A 17,336-nucleotide genomic window follows, 5' to 3' on the forward strand; every position below is an offset into this window, starting at 1 on the left:
TCGGCAAAAATATTTTAATTAACTTCTTTTAACAAACCATTGCATAAATAAAAAAAGTAGTATTTTTATTTTTTAATCAGCACTTTATTGGACTTAGAATTACAAATAAAAACGTTGCCATCTTCACCCGGCGTTTATCAGTACTATGATAAAAGCGGAAAAATTTTATATGTTGGTAAAGCAAAAAATTTAAAAAAAAGAGTTTCTTCTTACTTTACAAAAAACCACGAATATGGAAAAACAAAGGTTTTAGTAAAAAAAATTGCAGCTATTGAACATATAGTTGTAAATACCGAAGCAGATGCTTTATTACTTGAAAATAACCTGATTAAAAAATACCAGCCACGTTATAACGTGATGCTGAAAGATGATAAAACCTATCCTTGGATTTGTATTAAAAATGAACAATTCCCTCGTGTTTTTCTTACAAGAAATGTAATAAAAGACGGCTCGGAATATTACGGTCCGTATACTTCGGTAAGAACAGCCAGAGCCTTACTCGATCTAATTAAAGAATTATATCATTTACGTTCATGTAATTATGATTTAAGTGAAAAAAATATCGAAAATAAAAAGTATAAAGTTTGTTTAGATTATCATATAGGTAATTGCAAAGGGCCTTGTGAAAATTTGCAAACGGAAGAAAGTTATGATATTGACGTTTTAGCTATTCGAAATATAATTAAAGGGAATTTTAAAGAAGCTATAAAATCATTTCAAGAATTAATGTTTCGTTTTGCCGATGAAATGGAGTTTGAAGAAGCACAAAAAATAAAAGAGAAAATTGATTTGTTGGCTAATTATCAAGCAAAATCCACAGTGGTAAATCCTTTAATAACAAATGTTGATGTTTTTTCAATTATTTCAGATGAAAGTTACAGCTATGTAAACTTCTTTAAAATAGCTAATGGAGCAATTATTCAATCACATACATCAGAAATTAAGAAAAAATTAGACGAATCGGATAAAGATTTATTAGAATTATTTATTGTTGAAATACGGCAGCGTTTTCATTCGCAATCTAAAGAAATTTATGTTCCTTTTCAGGTCGATTTGGGTAAAAATATAAAAGTAACAATTCCAAAACTGGGTGATAAAAAGCGAATTGTTGAGTTAAGTTTGCGGAATGCCAAATATTTTAGGCAGGAACGTTTTAAACAAATTAAAATTGTAGATCCCGATAGGCATGTAAACAGAATTATGGCACAAATGAAAAAGGATTTACGTTTAAAAGTAGAACCTCGCCATATAGAATGTTTCGATAATTCAAACATACAAGGCACAAATCCTGTTGCTGCATGTGTTGTATTTAAAAACGGAAAACCAAGTAAAAATGATTACCGACATTTTAACATTAAAACTGTTGATGGACCCGATGATTTTGCCTCTATGGAAGAAGTTGTTTTTAGGCGTTACAAACGATTGCAAGAGGAAGGTGAAGATTTACCTCAACTTATAGTTATTGATGGTGGTAAAGGGCAACTTTCTTCAGCATTAAAAAGTTTAGATGTATTAGGTTTAAGAAATAAGATTGCTATTATTGGAATTGCAAAGCGTTTGGAAGAAATTTATTACCCAAATGATTCTGTCCCTTTATATTTAGATAAAAAATCTGAGAGCTTAAAAATTATTCAGCAATTAAGAAATGAAGCTCATAGGTTTGGGATTACACACCATCGAAATAAAAGAAGTAAAAATGCACTTCAAAACGAATTGGAACAAATATCAGGCATTGGTAAGCAAACAGTTGTATCTTTATTGAAACATTTTAAATCGGCAAAAAGGGTTGCTTTAGCTTCATTTGAAGATTTAGAAAAGGTTATTGGAAAAACAAGAGCCTTAAAAATTTATAATTATTATAATAATAAATAAATAATAATGAAAAAGATAGTACTACTGGTCTTTATTTTTTCCGTAATCTTCGGGTATTCTCAAGAACCCAAAAAGGAAGATGTTAAAGTTGGTCTTGTTTTAAGCGGAGGCGGAGCAAAAGGGTTTGCACATATATCAGCTATAAAAGCTATTGAAAAAGCAGGTGTTAGGGTTGATTATATTGGAGGAACCAGTATGGGTGCAATTATTGGAGCATTGTACGCTTCGGGTTATACAGGAGAACAGCTGGATTCTATTGTAAGGACTATAGATTTTATGAAGGTTATTGCTGATAATTTACCTAGAAAATCAATACCTTTTTACGAAAAAGAATATGGAGAAAAATATGCAATTACCTTGCCTATTAAAAATAAAAAGGTGGGTATACCATTAGGGTTAACATATGGGCAGGGAGTTCAAAATTTAATTACAAATCTAACACAGCATGTTAGTAATATTGAAGATTTCAGGAAATTACCCATACCTTTTATATGTATAACTACCAATATGGAAACAGGGGAGCAAGAAATTATGGATAAAGGTTTTTTACCGGAAGCTGTAAACGCTAGTGGTGCATTTCCTACATTATTTTCACCTATTGAAGTTGATGGAAAGCTATTAACCGATGGAGGTGTTGTAAATAATTTTCCGGTAGATGAAGTAAGAGCTATGGGAGCTGATGTAATAATTGGAGTAGATATTCAAAGCGGTTTGGAAAAGAAAGAAAATTTAGATTCTGCTGTAAAGGTTATGAATCAAATAGTTGGTTTTCAAATGTATAATACTTTAGAGGAAAAAAGAAATAAAGTAGATGTGTTAATTAAACCGGATACAAAAGGTTATAATGTTGTTTCTTTTGACAAGGTTGAAGAAATATTAGCCTTAGGAGAAGAAGCGTCTTTAGAAAAACAACAAGAGCTTGAAGAAATTGCTAAAAGACAAAATCAGAACAATAAAAAAGTAATTGATGTAAAACCCACCGAATTAAAAAAATTTCACCTTACTAGATATGAAATTGATGGGAATGAAAATTATACACGTGCTTATATTTTAGGAAAACTTAATTTAAAGGAGGAAGATTCTACAAGCTATACAAAACTTATTGAAAGTATTGATAATTTATCTGCTACAAAAAACTTTGAAAATATACAGTATAAAATTGTAAATCAGAAAGGTGGTAATGTGTTGAAATTGAAAGTCAAAGAAAGTAAAATAAATCAATTTTTACAGTTTGGAGTTCACTATGATAAATTATATAAAACAGGAATTTTAATAAATACTACATCAAAGCATATATTTTCTAAAAACGATATATTATCAGCAGATTTAATTTTAGGCGATAATATAAGATATAATTTTAACTTTTTTATAGATAATGGTTATTATTGGAGTTTCGGATTAAAATCACGTTACAATAATTTTGATGCAGATGTAAACTTTGATAGTGAAAATGTTAATAAAATTAATTTACAATATAAAGATTTAACCAGTCAAATATATGTGCAAACGGTTTTTAAAAGAAAATTTGCTGTGGGTGTTGGTTTTGAACACAAGCATCTAAAAGCATATACTGAAACCATTTCTTCTATAAATAATACTGATCAAACAAATAATGAAAAACGATTATATTTCGATAAATCTCATTATTTTAATTTAAATTCATACTTGAAATTAGATACCTATGATAAAAAATATTTTCAGAATAAAGGAGCTTATATAAATATTGATTATAGATGGTTTATAGCTTCATCTGATTATAGCGATACGTTTGAGTCTTTTTCTCAATTAAAAGGAAAAGTTGGCTTAGCGCATACATTTTTTAATAAGTTAACTACTCATATTGTATCAGAGGCAGGAATTACTATTGGTGATAATGAAAATAGAGCATTAGATTATAATATTGGAGGTTATGGTGAGAATTATATCAATAACTTTATTCCTTTTTACGGGTATGATTTTGCGGAAATGACAGAAAATTCATTTCTTAGAACGGGCATTACATTAAGATATGAGTTTTTACCTAAAAATTATTTATCTACAGCTGTAAATTATGGAAGGATTGAGAATGATATTTTTGAAGAAGGAAAAATTTTTGATAATACGAAAACCGGCTATATGGTTGGCTATGGGTTAAATACATTTATTGGACCTATAGAGATTAAATATACTTGGTCGCCTGACCATAGTGAAGATTATTGGTATTTTAATATTGGGTATTGGTTTTAAAAAAAGCCCTGTAAATATTACAGGACTTTTTAGATATTGTGAATGCCTTATTTAATTATTTTACCATTTTCATTGGTAAAGTCAAACATTAAATATTGGTAAGCATCTCTAGGTAAAATTTTAATCCACTTTTTATAATTTAAAAACCATCTGTGTTGTATAGATGGAAATCCTTTTTTTAGATATGCAGCAATAAAAGGGTGTACATTTAAAGTAACTTTTTTATGCATTTTTGAACTCATTATTTTATCAACTTCAACTTCAATTTTGTCTAATAAAACAATAGGAGCCTCAACTTCTCCTGAACCACCGGGGTTCGGTTCTTGAGTTTTTATAACCATTTCGGGTCTAACACGCTGTCTTGTAATTTGAACAAGTCCAAATTTACTTGGGGGCAGTATTTTATGTTTTGTTCTATCAAATGCCATTTCAGCTTTTAAATGATCATAGAGTTTTTGTCTATGTTCAGCTGTGTGCATATCAATAAAATCTACAACAATAATACCTCCCATATCACGTAATTGTAATTGTCGTGCTATTTCAGACGCAGCAATTAAATTAACTTCAAGTGCGGTATCGGCCTGTGAAGTAGCTTTATTCGACCTATTCCCACTATTCACGTCAATTACATGAAGAGCTTCAGTATGTTCAATTACCAAATAAGCTCCTTTACTCATTGAAACTGTTTTTCCAAATGATGTTTTTATTTGGCGTTCAATTCCAAACTTTTCGAATATTGGAATTTTCGAATTGTATAATGATACAATCGACTCTTTATCAGGTGCTATTTCTTCTAAATATTCTTTCACTTCTAAAAACAAGGTTTCGTCATTTGTTACAATACTTGAAAAGGAATCATTAAATAAGTCTCTTAAAATTGATGAAACTCTATTTAATTCGCTTAATACTTTTATTGGTGTTTGTTGTGCTTTAACCGATCTGATTTTTTTGCACATTACAATCCAACGTTCTAAAGAATTTTGAAGGTCTTTATCTAACTCAGCCACTTTTTTATTTTCTGCTACAGTTCTTATAATTACCCCAAACCCTTTAGGTTTAATACTTTTTATAAGTCGTTTTAATCGTTCTTTTTCTTGCGGATCAGCAATTTTTTGCGATACTGAAACCCTGTCAGAAAAAGGTACTAAAACTAAATATCTACCTGCAATTGAAATTTCAGAACTCATACGAGGTCCTTTGGTAGAAATAGGTTCCTTAACAATTTGTACTAATAAATTTTGACCTGTTTTTAGTACATCAACTATACTTCCATTTTTATCAATGTCTTTTTCTAGTTGAAAATTTTTTAAAGTGTAATCTCTAATTTTACCTGTGCTTATACCTTTTATAAATTTATTTAATGATAATAGTTGCGCACCTAAATCATGATAATGCAGAAAACCATCTTTTTCGTATCCTACATTAACAAAAGAAGCATTTAAACCGGATAAAACTTTGCCAATTTTGGCTAAAAATATATCTCCAACAGAGAATTTATTACCGTTTGTTTCTTTGTTTAGGGCTGTTAATTTACCATCTTTTAATAAGGCAAAATCAATATCAGAGGAGTTTGATCTAATAATTAATTCTGTTTTCACTCTGAATTGTTTTTGTGTCCAAATATTAATAAATGGACGATTTATAATAAGTTTTACAGGAATTTATACCCAACAATATTTGCACTTGTGCAAATATTTATTTCAATGAACTTTTAAAAATAAAGAAAAAGTAAGCTTAGCTTACTTTTTCTTTTTGTGTCTATTTGCTCTAGCTCTTTTTTTACGCTTGTGTGTAGAGATTTTAGCTCTTTTTCTTTTTTTACCACTTGGCATAATATAATGTTGTTTTTTGTTAATAATTTTTATACCTGTTCTACAGCTACTTTATCTTTTACGCCCTCTACAAATACTTTTGCAGGTTTAAATGCAGGAATGTTATGAGCAGGTATTTTTATTGTAGTATTTTTTGAAATGTTTCTACCAGTTTTTTCAGCTCTGGTTTTTATAATAAAACTTCCAAAACCTCTTAAATAAACATTATCACCTTTTTCTAATGATTTTTTTACCTCTTCCATAAACGCTTCAACAGTTGCTAAAACATCTGCTTTTTCTATTCCAGATTTGTCTGAAATATTCGATACAATCTCTGCTTTCGTCATTTTTTAATATAATTATTATGTTATTACAAATTTAAGACGGCAAATATATGACATATTAATCAAAATCAAAAAGTTAATTCACTAAAATTTAATCAATTAAAAGATGTAATATTGCATTTTATAAAAAAGTAATGATTTTTTCTAATCGTTTAATATACTGGTATTTACAAAATAAAAGAGATTTGCCATGGAGAAATACACATGATCCATACAAGATTTGGCTGTCTGAAATTATTTTACAGCAGACAAGAGTTGATCAAGGAATGGCTTATTATTATAAGTTTATAAAGCATTTTCCTACGGTTATTGATTTGGCAAAAGCTACTGAAGAACAAGTTTTGAAACTTTGGCAAGGTTTAGGGTATTACTCACGTGCACGGAATTTACATTTTTCGGCAAAATATATTGTTAATGAATTTAAGGCTGAATTTCCAACTACATACAATGAAATTATTAAACTTAAAGGTGTTGGCGATTACACAGCTTCAGCAATTGCATCAATTTGTTTTAATGAAACAGCTGCTGTAGTTGATGGGAATGTGTACAGAGTATTAGCTCGATATTTTGGTATTGATACACCAATTAACTCAACAAAAGGAATAAAAGAATTCAAGCAAATAGCTCAACAGTTAATCGATAAAAAAAATCCGGGGACACATAATCAGGCAATTATGGAATTTGGGGCTCGTTTATGCAAACCTCAAAACCCCGATTGTTTATTATGTCCTTTAAATGATAGTTGTGTTGCACTATCAGAAAAAAGAGTAAAAGAACTACCTGTAAAAGACAAAAAAATTACAATCAGAAAACGATATTTTAATTATTTGGTTATTCATACAAAAAATAACAAAACAAAATTTGTAAAAAGAAATAATGGCATCTGGAAAAACTTATACCAGTTTCCTTTAATTGAAACAGCTTCAGATATTAATGAACAACAACTTGTTGAACACAATAACTTTAATAGTATATTTAAAGGCTTAAATGTGACTATAAAACTTTTTAATAAAGATAGTACGGTACATAAATTATCACATCAGCATATTTACACAAAGTTTTGGATAATTTCTTCGGAAGAATCAGATAATTTCTCAGATTCTTGGGAAACTATCAATAATTATCCTGTACCTATATTAATCGACAAATTTATTAACCTGTATAAAGTAAGCTAATTTTTTAGTACTTTTGATTATTAAACACATAAGTTATGGCAGGAACTATTAATAAAGTAATACTTATAGGGCATTTAGGCGATGAAGTAAAAATGCATTATTTTGAAGGCGGAAATTCTATTGGACGTTTTCCTTTAGCAACTAATGAAACTTATACTAACAGACAAACAGGTGAAAAAGTAACTACAACAGAATGGCATAATATTGTAGTAAGAAATAAATTGGCAGAAATTTGTGAAAAATATTTAACAAAAGGAGATAAAGTATATTGTGAAGGCAGAATAAAAACTCGACAATGGGAAGGTGAAGATGGCGCTAAAAGATATACAACAGAAATTCATGTGGTTGATATGACATTTTTATCTGTAAAAAAAGAATTAAATACACCACAACAAAATACAACTTCAAAACCGGTTGAACCAACAAAAAATGAGATTTCTTCCGGAGATATTGAAGATGATGATTTACCATTTTAAGTTTAATTAAATTGTAAGAACTTGGACCCTGAACCCACGATTTTATTAATATTTTTAACTCAAACTTTTAATTATTGGCTTGTAATCAGCTTAATAGCACTTATTTTATTGTTAACCTCATCAGCATTAATTTCAGGTGCAGAAGTGGCTTTTTTTTCGCTGTCACAAACCGATTTAAATTTAGCTTCGGAGTCAAAATCCAGTAAAGAAAAAACCGTTGTAAGTTTATTGCAAAACCCTCAAAAACTGTTAGCTACCATATTAATTTCAAATAATTTTATAAATATTTTAATTGTTTTAATATTTGCGTACATAGGTGATTTTATATTTAGCGGTATAGCATCAATTCTTTTAAAATTTTTAATAGAAGTTGTGCTGGTAACTTTTTTAATTTTGCTTTTTGGTGAAGTTTTACCCAAAGTATATGCTTCCAGAAATTCACTGAAATTCGCTTCATTTATGGCTTATCCTATAAAAATAGTTGATTATTCGTTGTCGTTTATAAGTGTTCCATTAATGAATTTAACGAATATAATTGAAAATAAATTAGGGAAAAAGAAATCAAGTTTGTCTGTAGAAAAATTATCTCAGGCTTTAGAACTTACTTCAAATGAATCTACTACAAAAGATGAACAAAAGATTTTAGAAGGTATTGTAAATTTTGGGAATACTGAAACAGCTCAAATAATGACACCTCGTATTGATATTTTTGCGCTTTCTACAAAAGAATCGTACTCGGATGTGATTTCTAAAATAGTAACTAAAGGCTATTCAAGAAATCCTGTTTATAATGAAAATATTGATGATATTGTTGGGGTTTTATACGCAAAAGATCTTTTACTTCATTTAAATAAAACTGATTTTAATTGGCAAAGTTTGATTAGAGATCCTTATTTTGTTCCTGAAAATAAAAAATTGGACGATTTGTTAAAAGAATTTCAAGAAAAGAAAAATCATTTGGCAATTGTAGTTGATGAATATGGTGGAACAAGCGGAATAATTACATTAGAAGATGTTATTGAAGAAATTGTTGGAGATATTAGTGATGAGTTTGATGATGATGATATTTCTTATTCTAAACTCGACGACAGTAATTTTTTGTTTGAAGGAAAAACCAATTTGAAAGATTTTTATAAAATTTTAGAAATAGATAACTCTGAAATTTTTGAAGAAAATAAAGGTGAGTCTGAAACAATTGCAGGATTTATTTTAGAAGTACATGGTAAATTTCCGAAGAAAAGTGAAATAATAAAATTTGAGAATTTTTTATTTAAAGTTGAATCTATGGATAAAAAAAGGCTTAAAAGAATTAAAGTTACAATAAAAAGGTAGCTTAGTAATATGATGAAAAATTTTGGAATACTTTTTATATTGGCAACTATTGTTATTTCTTGTAAAAATGAAACTTTACCCAAGCCAAAATCATATTTAAAACTTCAATATCCGGAAGCTGTTTATAAAAAAATTGAGACAGATTGTCCATATAATTTTGAAATATCAAACTCTTCTAACTTTAATTTAAAAAACAATTGTTGGGCTAGTATTGAATATCCTCAAATAAAAGCTACAATTCATGTAACTTATAGAGCGGTAAATAATAATTTGGAAGAAATTTTAAAAGAAGTAGAAAAACTTACTTTTGAGCATACCATAAAAGCAAATGCAATTAATGCAATTCCGTATGAGAATTTAGATAAAAGAGTATTTGCCAAATTGTATAATATTGAAGGAGATGTAGCAACAAATATACAATTTAGAGCTACCGATAGCGTTAAGCATGTTCTTTCAGGATCGTTGTATTTTTATGCAAAACCTAATTACGATTCAATTTTACCCGCAATTAAATATATAGAAAAAGATATAGTTCATTTAGTTGAAACTTTAGAATGGAAATGAGAATAACTAATTATAAGTACACAAAAACAATTAGAATTTGGTTGTTAATAGGTTTAATTATGTTAATTGGACAAGTAATTTTAGGAGGAATTACCCGATTAACAGGCTCAGGCCTTTCAATTACAAGATGGGATGTTATAACAGGTGTTATACCTCCGTTAAATTCTGAACAATGGATAAATGAATTTGAATTGTATAAACAAACTCCTCAGTTTCATAAAATAAATTCAACATTTACATTAAAGGATTTTAAATTTATTTACTTCTGGGAATATTTTCACAGGCTTTGGGTTAGAACGCTTGGATTTATATTTTTGATACCATTTATCTTTTTTGTTGTTAAAAAGAAAATAGATTTTTATTTGATAAAAAGACTTGCTTTGGTGGTTTTGTTAACTATAATTACTGCTTCAGCAGGTTGGATAATGGTACAAAGCGGTTTGGTAAACAGGCCTTGGGTAAATGCATATAAACTTACCATACATTTTGTATTAGCACTATTAGTAATAGCGGCAATGGTTGAAACTGTAGCCGATGTTTATATGTTTGGCACTAAAAAATCTACCAATTTTAAAAAATTAGTTCTTGGAATTTTAGGTATAACATTTATACAAATGATTTTTGCCGGACTTATGTCTGGGATGAAAGCAGGATTATATTACCCAAGTTGGCCTGATATGAACGGAGAATTTATACCCGAAGTTTTACTAGATTCTAAAAATTGGAATTGGGGAAATATGATAAATTATGATAGTTATTTGTTTGCTCCTGCCTTAATACAATTTATTCATAGAATGCTGGCTTACATTTTAGTTTTGCTAACAATTTATATGTACTTTAAATTAAAAGGTAAAATTGTAACAACTTCTAAAAGATGGGTTAATTTTTCATTAACTTTTGTATTTATACAGGTTACTTTAGGAGTATTAACTGTATTAAATGTTGAAGGGAAAATACCATTATTTTTAGGTGTAAGTCACCAATTAGTAGGCTTGTTGTATTTTATGAGTTTACTGTTTTTATATTATTCTTTAAGAAAAAGTAAACTATAAAAAAACTCCAATAGCCTGGCTATTGGAGTTTTAGAATGTTTTAGAACTAAAAAATCTTAGTTTTCTACTGCTTCTTTAACAGCATCAACACCTTCTTTAACTTCTTTTACAGTTTCTTTTGTAGTATCTACAGCATCTTTTACTTTTGCAGCAGTACTGTCAATAACTTCTTCAGTTGCTTCAGCAGCATCTTTTACTGCATCTTCAGTTGCTTCAGCAGCGTCTTTAACAGTTTCTTCAGTTGCTTCAACAGCATCATTCATGTCTTTTTTAGTAGATTCTTTACATGACATAGCAAGAACACCAATAAGTGCAATTGCAATTAAAAATTTGATTTTTTTCATCTTCGATTGATTTTTATTGTTTGTACAAATTAACAACAAATATATTATAGTTTAAAATTAATTTATTCAGTTTTTTTAAATATTTTATCAATTTCTACTGTTTTTGTTACAGAATACAAATCTCCACCGGCAATTTCGCCTATTTTATTGGCTATATCGTCTTTAGAAAGCTTATTTGCATCATAAGTAAACTGCCCTTTTTTGTCTTCAAAACTAACTTTTGAGTACGAAATCCCGTCAACTTTTGATAATTTTGACTCAATTGTGCGCGCGCAACCAATCTCACACGTCATCCCTTCAATGTCAACTTCAACACTTTTATAATTTGCAACTATATCTTCTTTCTTTTCTTTTTGATTTTCAGGTGATGCTTCTTTTTTAGCTTCGTTACAAGAAATTAAAAAAAAGATACTAAAAAAAAGGAGCGTTAATTTTTTCATAATTAGAATTTTATAAAATATTTATGCGAATTTATAAACTAAAAATTTCAAATCCGAATATTTATTCGATTTTTGCTTTTTTAAATTGATAAATGGAGCAAAAAAAACTACGTTGGGTTTATTTAATAACGCTTTCAATTATTTGGGGGAGTTCATTTATTTTAATAAAAAAAGGGTTGGTGGGCTTAACTCCAACTCAGTTAGGCGCTCTTCGTATTGTTTTTACTACTATTTTTTTAGGTTCATTTGGTTTTAAAAGTATTAGGAATGTGAAACCAAAAGAATGGAAATGGTTAGCGTGGTCAGGATTTTTTGGTTCTTTTTTTCCTCCGTTTTTATTCGCATTGGCACAAACAAAAATTGATAGTTCAATTGCTTCTATTTTAAATTCATTAACACCATTAAATACTGTTATTTTAGGAGTTTCATTTTTTGGATTTATAATTACCAGAAGACAAGTTTTTGGAGTATTAATTGGTCTTATTGGCACCGTAATATTGATAAGTAAAGGAGGAGAGTTTTCTTCAAACCAAAATTTTTGGTATTCATTTTTAATAATTATAGCCTCTTTAGGGTATGCTTTAAATATTAATATTCTTAAAAAACATTTGGAGGGTTTAAGCGCTTTAGCTATTAGTGTTGGTCATTTTGTTTTAATAGGGTTGCCTGCTTTTATTATTTTAATTTACACAGGATTTTTCAATACAATTTTCGAATCTAAAGAAATGCAAATTGCAGTTTTGTACGTATTAATACTATCTTTTTTTGGAACTGCAATTGCAAAACTATTATTTAATAAAATGATAAAAATATCGAGTCCGGTTTTTGCAGCATCAGTTACTTACACAATTCCTTTAACTGCAGTTTTATGGGGAATTTTGGACGGTGAAAATATAAGCTTAACGCAACTGGTAGGAGGAGTAATAATTTTATTAGGCGTGTATTTAGCTAACAGAAAATAAAAAACCGAAACAAATTTGTTTCGGTTTTTTAAAATGTATGCTATTGTTTTTTATTCAAAATCACTTTCGGTAACTCCTTCATTAATTTTAGCATCAATTAAAGTGAATTCAACATTTTGAGGTCCTAAACTTCCTGTTTTAATTCCAGGGAATTTTACGCCGTTAAATTCTTTGTAATTACTATAACTAGCTTCTTGGTTTTGAGTTTGACCTCCCATACTAATTGTTTGAGCTTCTTTAACTTTTAAACCTGTTTCAACATCAAAATAGATAGAAGTTGAAACAATATCTCCTTTAGTGGTAATTACATAAGCATCTTTTCCTTCAATAAGTTCAATACCTGTAAGTTTAGAGTTTTCATTATTTAATAAACCCATTTCTAAAAATGTACCTAAAGTATAATTCATTTCACCTGCCATTGCAGGAGGTAAAGGCTGTTTATTCATAAAAACGCCATCTTTAGTCATAACCACTTTCATCATTACATTTCCGCCCATACTTGTTTCTCTTGCATATTTTTCAGTAGTTCTTTTTTCAGTATTTTGAATGGTATTACCCATAGCATTAGCTTCATATGTTACCAATGTACTAGCTAATGATTTTATTTTATCTAAACCTCCAATAGCATTAAAGTAATTTTCAATAACAGTTTGTTTTGTAACATTGGCCGGAACTTCTTTTTTCATTTCAGGTTTAGAAGCAGGGTTTGCTTCTTTATCAAAATAATTGATTTTATAAGGAAGTTTTTCTAAGTTTGGTAATACATCTATTGCCTTACTTGTAACAACAATTCTGGTATTGTCTTCACTAAAATATTTTTGAGCAACTCTTTGAATATCATCAACAGTAACAGCGTTTAGCTTTGCTAAGTATGTTTCGTAAAAATCTTCAGGTAAATTATTGGTTTTAATGTTTAGAGCATATCGAGCAACTGTTTCGGGTTTTTCAATATTTCTAACAAAACTACCTACATAAGCAGCTTTTACATTTTTAAGTTCATCTTCAGTAACTTTTTGACTTCTGATTTCTTTTAGCTCTTTCATTATTTCAATCACAGTGCTATCAACAACAGCATTTCTAACTTGTGCGCCTGCGTAAAACATTGCAGGAGTATATTTTTCTGCACTTAAATCAGATCTGGCTCCGTAAGTATAACCATTCTCTTCACGTAAATTCATATTTAAGTGACTGTTAAAATCGCCACCAAATATTCTGTTTGCTAACAAAGCGGCATGGTAATCGTTATCACTCATTTTAAAATCAACGGTGTTTACAACTGTTACGTCAGATTGAACAGCATTTGGCATGTCTATAAAATCAATTTCAGTTTTTGAAATATTTTCAGGAACCGGCAAGGTGTAAGTTGGAAGTGTTCCTTTTTGCCATTTACTGAAATTTTTGGTTATTAATTTTTTTACATCCTTAAAATTAACATCTCCGGTAATTACTAAATAAGCATTATTTGGTTTGAAGTAAGTACTATAGAAGTTTTGAACATCGGCTAAAGTTACTTTTGAAGCAGATTCTTGTGTTGAGAATTCTCCATAAGGATGATTTTTTCCATAAGCAAGAGCGTATTGAACTCTGTTTGAGATGTTGCCAACACTTTTTTCTTCTGATTTGATACCGTCTAATAAAATGTTTAATTGTTTATCAAATTCGTCTTGAGTAAAAATCGGGTTTAAAGCTGCATCTGCAGTTAATTCTAATACTCTTGGAAAATATTTAGACAGTGAACTGGCTCTGGCACTTTGGCTGGAAAAGAAAATTCGAGCTCCTAAATAATCAACTTCTTCATTAAAATCGTCTTTACTAATAGTTTTGGATCCTGCTCCAAGCATACTTCCGGTTAAACTTTTTACGCCGGCTTTATCTCCTTCAAATACAGGATTGTTATCAATAGTTAAAGTGGCTGATACTCTTGGTAATTTATGATTTTCAACTACCAGAACTTTTAAGCCATTTTTTAATTCGAAAGTTTGAGGTTTTCCTAAATTAATTTTTGGTGAAGATCCCGGTTTTGGTTGAACTGATCTATCTATTTGGGCAGACATTGAAAATGTCAATAAAAATACAGTTAGTATTGATATAATTTTTGTTTTCATGTTTGGTAAATGTTTTATTCTTTATCTTTTTCTGGTAAATAATCTAAAACTAAGCGTTGGCTTGGTTTTAAATACTTTTTAGCAACATCTCTAATTTCTTCTCTGGTAATAGAATTGTAAATATCAATTTCTGTATTAATTAAATTAATATCATCATACAATAAATAATAAGTTGCTAAAGAGTTTGCAATACCTTCAACACTTGAATTAGAGTTTACAAATTGATTTTCAAACTTATTTCTAAGTTTTTGAAGTTCTTTTTCAGAAATTAATTCGGTTTGAATTTTTACAATCTCTTCGTCTATTTCATTTACCAAATCATCTAAGGTGTTTTCGCCTAAAGGAAGTGAAAGCACAATATAAGCTCCATAATCTTCTAAAGAATAATTAAATGCGGCAACTTGTAGCGCTTTTTTCTTTTCGTCTACTAGTTTTTTATAAAGGCGAGAACTTTTACCGTCGCTTAAAATGGTTGAAACCATATCTAAAACTCTTGCATCGCGTGTTGTCATTGCAGGAGTTCTGTAAACAGTAAATACTGCAGGTATTTGAATGTTTGGGTCCTCGTATGTTACATTTAATTCTTCTTCAATTGGATCTTCATTTATAACGTTACGTTCTATAGTTTCTCCTTTTGGAATGTCACCAAAATAATCTTCAATCATTTTTTTTGTTGAAGTAGGATCAATATCTCCCGCTACAACAAGTACAGCGTTGTTAGGAATATAGAATTTTTTATTAAACGCTTGAAATTCTTCTAATGTGGCAGCATCTAAATGATCCATAGAACCAATTGTTGTCCATCTATACGGATGTTTTTTAAATAGACTTTTAAACATTTCACCAGTCCATTGACCGTAAGGTGAATTGTCAACACGCAATCTCTTTTCTTCTTTAACTACTTCATTTTGAGTATCTACGCCAATTTGATTGATAATTGGATGTAGCATTCTTTCGGATTCCATCCATAAGCCTAATTCAACATTATTTGAAGGGAAAACTTCATAATAATAAGTTCTGTCTTGTGTGGTGTTAGCATTGTTTGTTCCTCCATTAGAAGATACAATTTTAAACCATTCACCTCTTTCTATATTTTCAGTACCTTCAAATAAAAGGTGTTCAAAAAAGTGTGCAAAACCGGTTCGTTCAGGGTTTTCATCTTTGGCTCCTACATGGTACATTACTGATGTTGTAACAACAGGTGCCGAATTGTCTTGATGTAAAATTACATGTAAGCCATTGTCTAAGTCGTACTCTTCAAACTCAACTTTTTGTGCAAAAATACTAATGCTTAAAAAGAGAGTTAAAAAGCTAAGAAAATAATTTTTTTTCATAGTTATAAATAGGTTTGTTAAAATTTTATTATGTGTATATGACGCATGTTTTAGTTTGATGTTACAATTCTGAAAGGTTAGATTTTAAACATACAAGTCTTTATCATAGCATTAATACTGATTAAAAGTATCAAACTTTTAGTTATTTTACCCGAATAATTTAAAAATTAACAGAATATTAATAAAATAATTTAAATCACTCATAATGAGTGATTTCTTTAAAGAAATTTTGTTTTGTTGAATAAGAAAAAAGTCATATATTTGCACCCGCCTTAATTAAAATAAGGTAGTAAAAATTAATAATAGCGAAAAATTAACTTATGTACGCAATTGTAGAGATAGCAGGGCAACAGTTTAAAGTAGCAAAAGACCAAAAGGTTTACGTACACCGTTTACAAGAAGAAGAAGGAGCAAAAGTTTCTTTTGATAAAGTTCTTCTTTTAGATAATAATGGTGCTGTAACCGTTGGCGCCCCAGCTATAGAAGGAGCCGAAGTAACGGCTAAAATCTTAGGTCACTTAAAAGGTGATAAAGTTATCGTTTTTAAGAAAAAACGTAGAAAAGGATACAGAGTAAAAAATGGTCACAGACAATCTTTTACTGAAATTCAAATTGAAGGTATCGCAGCAAGTGGTGCTCAAAAAAAGACTTCAGCTAAAAAAGAAGCTAAACCAGTTGTAAAAAAAGCTCCTGTTAAAAAATCTTCTAAAGGAGATGATTTAAAGAAAGTTGAAGGTATTGGACCTAAAATTGCAGAAATATTTGTAGCTGCTGGGATTGATACTTTTGCTAAATTAGCTGCAACTGAAGTAGATAAATTAAAAGAAATTTTAACTGCTGCAGGACCAAGATATGCTTCTAAAACACCTGATTCATGGCCAAAACAAGCTAAAATGGCTGCTGAAGGGAAATGGGATGAATTAAAAGAATGGCAAGATAATACTAAAGGCGGTATTGAATAACCAAATTTGTTTAACAATTTTAAAACCATAATATAATGGCACATAAAAAAGGAGTAGGTAGTTCGAAGAACGGTAGAGAATCAGAATCGAAACGACTTGGAGTAAAAATATTTGGTGGTCAAGCTGCAATAGCAGGTAATATTATTGTTCGCCAAAGAGGAACTCAACACCATCCTGGTGAAAACGTTTATATGGGAAAAGATCACACATTACACGCTAAAGTTGATGGTGTGGTTAAGTTCCAAAAAAGAAAAGACAACAAATCATATGTTTCTATTGAGCCTTTTGAAGCTTAATAAAATGTGAAAATAAAATTAAAACTCCCAGACTAAAGTTT

Annotated in this window: 16 protein-coding genes; 10 read left to right on the top strand and 6 right to left on the bottom strand. The window is 29.3% G+C overall.

The window, feature by feature from the left end:
* The first annotated feature begins 87 nt into the window (after positions 1-87).
* A complete protein-coding gene (gene uvrC / locus HGB55_RS06430; RefSeq protein ID WP_168815780.1) occupies positions 88-1,872 on the top strand; it encodes an excinuclease ABC subunit UvrC in 1,785 nt (594 codons plus the stop codon).
* 6 nt (positions 1,873-1,878) lie between these two features.
* Positions 1,879-4,098 (top strand): patatin-like phospholipase family protein, encoded by a 2,220-nt coding sequence (locus HGB55_RS06435; RefSeq protein WP_168815781.1) that lies wholly within the window; start codon positions 1,879-1,881, stop codon positions 4,096-4,098.
* A gap of 47 nt (positions 4,099-4,145) precedes the next feature.
* Here HGB55_RS06435 and HGB55_RS06440 read toward each other — a convergent pair whose 3' ends face one another.
* Positions 4,146-5,696 (bottom strand): ribonuclease E/G, encoded by a 1,551-nt coding sequence (locus tag HGB55_RS06440; RefSeq protein WP_168815782.1) that lies wholly within the window; start codon positions 5,694-5,696, stop codon positions 4,146-4,148.
* 263 nt (positions 5,697-5,959) lie between these two features.
* On the bottom strand, positions 5,960-6,256 hold the full coding sequence (locus HGB55_RS06445; protein ID WP_168815783.1) for an HU family DNA-binding protein: 297 nt from the start codon (positions 6,254-6,256) through the stop codon (positions 5,960-5,962).
* A 131-nt stretch (positions 6,257-6,387) separates the two neighbouring features.
* Between HGB55_RS06445 and mutY the strand changes: the two genes are divergently transcribed.
* The 5 genes from mutY to HGB55_RS06470 are packed head-to-tail and all read left to right on the top strand — an operon-like array spanning position 6,388 to position 10,852.
* Positions 6,388-7,428 (top strand): A/G-specific adenine glycosylase, encoded by a 1,041-nt coding sequence (gene mutY / locus HGB55_RS06450; RefSeq protein WP_168815785.1) that lies wholly within the window; start codon positions 6,388-6,390, stop codon positions 7,426-7,428.
* Between the two features lie 35 nt (positions 7,429-7,463).
* Positions 7,464-7,904 (top strand): single-stranded DNA-binding protein, encoded by a 441-nt coding sequence (locus HGB55_RS06455; RefSeq protein ID WP_168815787.1) that lies wholly within the window; start codon positions 7,464-7,466, stop codon positions 7,902-7,904.
* Positions 7,905-7,925: 21 nt separating this feature from the next.
* Positions 7,926-9,236, top strand: a complete 1,311-nt coding sequence (gene gldE, locus HGB55_RS06460) for a gliding motility-associated protein GldE (RefSeq protein WP_168815789.1) — start codon at positions 7,926-7,928, stop codon at positions 9,234-9,236.
* Between the two features lie 9 nt (positions 9,237-9,245).
* A complete protein-coding gene (gldD, locus tag HGB55_RS06465) occupies positions 9,246-9,800 on the top strand; it encodes a gliding motility lipoprotein GldD (RefSeq protein ID WP_247649186.1) in 555 nt (184 codons plus the stop codon).
* Positions 9,791-10,852: a COX15/CtaA family protein gene (locus HGB55_RS06470; RefSeq protein ID WP_168815791.1), complete on the top strand. Its 1,062-nt coding sequence runs from the start codon at positions 9,791-9,793 to the stop codon at positions 10,850-10,852. The genes gldD and HGB55_RS06470 overlap by 10 nt, the downstream gene beginning before the upstream one ends.
* A gap of 56 nt (positions 10,853-10,908) precedes the next feature.
* Here HGB55_RS06470 and HGB55_RS06475 read toward each other — a convergent pair whose 3' ends face one another.
* Together HGB55_RS06475 and HGB55_RS06480 are read right to left on the bottom strand one after the other, a co-directional pair.
* Positions 10,909-11,196 (bottom strand): hypothetical protein, encoded by a 288-nt coding sequence (locus HGB55_RS06475; protein ID WP_168815793.1) that lies wholly within the window; start codon positions 11,194-11,196, stop codon positions 10,909-10,911.
* A gap of 62 nt (positions 11,197-11,258) precedes the next feature.
* Positions 11,259-11,636, bottom strand: coding sequence for a heavy-metal-associated domain-containing protein (locus tag HGB55_RS06480; RefSeq protein WP_168815795.1), 378 nt, complete (start codon positions 11,634-11,636; stop codon positions 11,259-11,261).
* 92 nt (positions 11,637-11,728) lie between these two features.
* Between HGB55_RS06480 and HGB55_RS06485 the strand changes: the two genes are divergently transcribed.
* The gene (locus HGB55_RS06485; protein ID WP_168815797.1) at positions 11,729-12,598 is read left to right on the top strand and encodes a DMT family transporter; all 870 of its coding nucleotides are present in this window, start codon (positions 11,729-11,731) and stop codon (positions 12,596-12,598) included.
* Positions 12,599-12,648: 50 nt separating this feature from the next.
* On the opposite strand, the gene HGB55_RS06490 is transcribed toward HGB55_RS06485, so the two are convergent.
* Together HGB55_RS06490 and HGB55_RS06495 are read right to left on the bottom strand one after the other, a co-directional pair.
* Complete coding sequence (locus HGB55_RS06490) at positions 12,649-14,703, bottom strand: pitrilysin family protein (protein WP_168815799.1); 2,055 nt, start codon at positions 14,701-14,703, stop codon at positions 12,649-12,651.
* A gap of 14 nt (positions 14,704-14,717) precedes the next feature.
* On the bottom strand, positions 14,718-16,037 hold the full coding sequence (locus tag HGB55_RS06495) for a pitrilysin family protein (protein ID WP_168815801.1): 1,320 nt from the start codon (positions 16,035-16,037) through the stop codon (positions 14,718-14,720).
* A gap of 320 nt (positions 16,038-16,357) precedes the next feature.
* Between HGB55_RS06495 and rplU the strand changes: the two genes are divergently transcribed.
* Both rplU and rpmA read left to right on the top strand, forming a co-directional pair.
* Complete coding sequence (rplU, locus tag HGB55_RS06500) at positions 16,358-16,999, top strand: 50S ribosomal protein L21 (protein ID WP_168815803.1); 642 nt, start codon at positions 16,358-16,360, stop codon at positions 16,997-16,999.
* Positions 17,000-17,034: 35 nt separating this feature from the next.
* Positions 17,035-17,295 (top strand): 50S ribosomal protein L27, encoded by a 261-nt coding sequence (rpmA, locus tag HGB55_RS06505; protein ID WP_168815805.1) that lies wholly within the window; start codon positions 17,035-17,037, stop codon positions 17,293-17,295.
* Positions 17,296-17,336 lie beyond the last annotated feature (41 nt).

This window comes from Lutibacter sp. B1 (assembly GCF_012524075.1).
Lineage (GTDB): Bacteria > Bacteroidota > Bacteroidia > Flavobacteriales > Flavobacteriaceae > Lutibacter.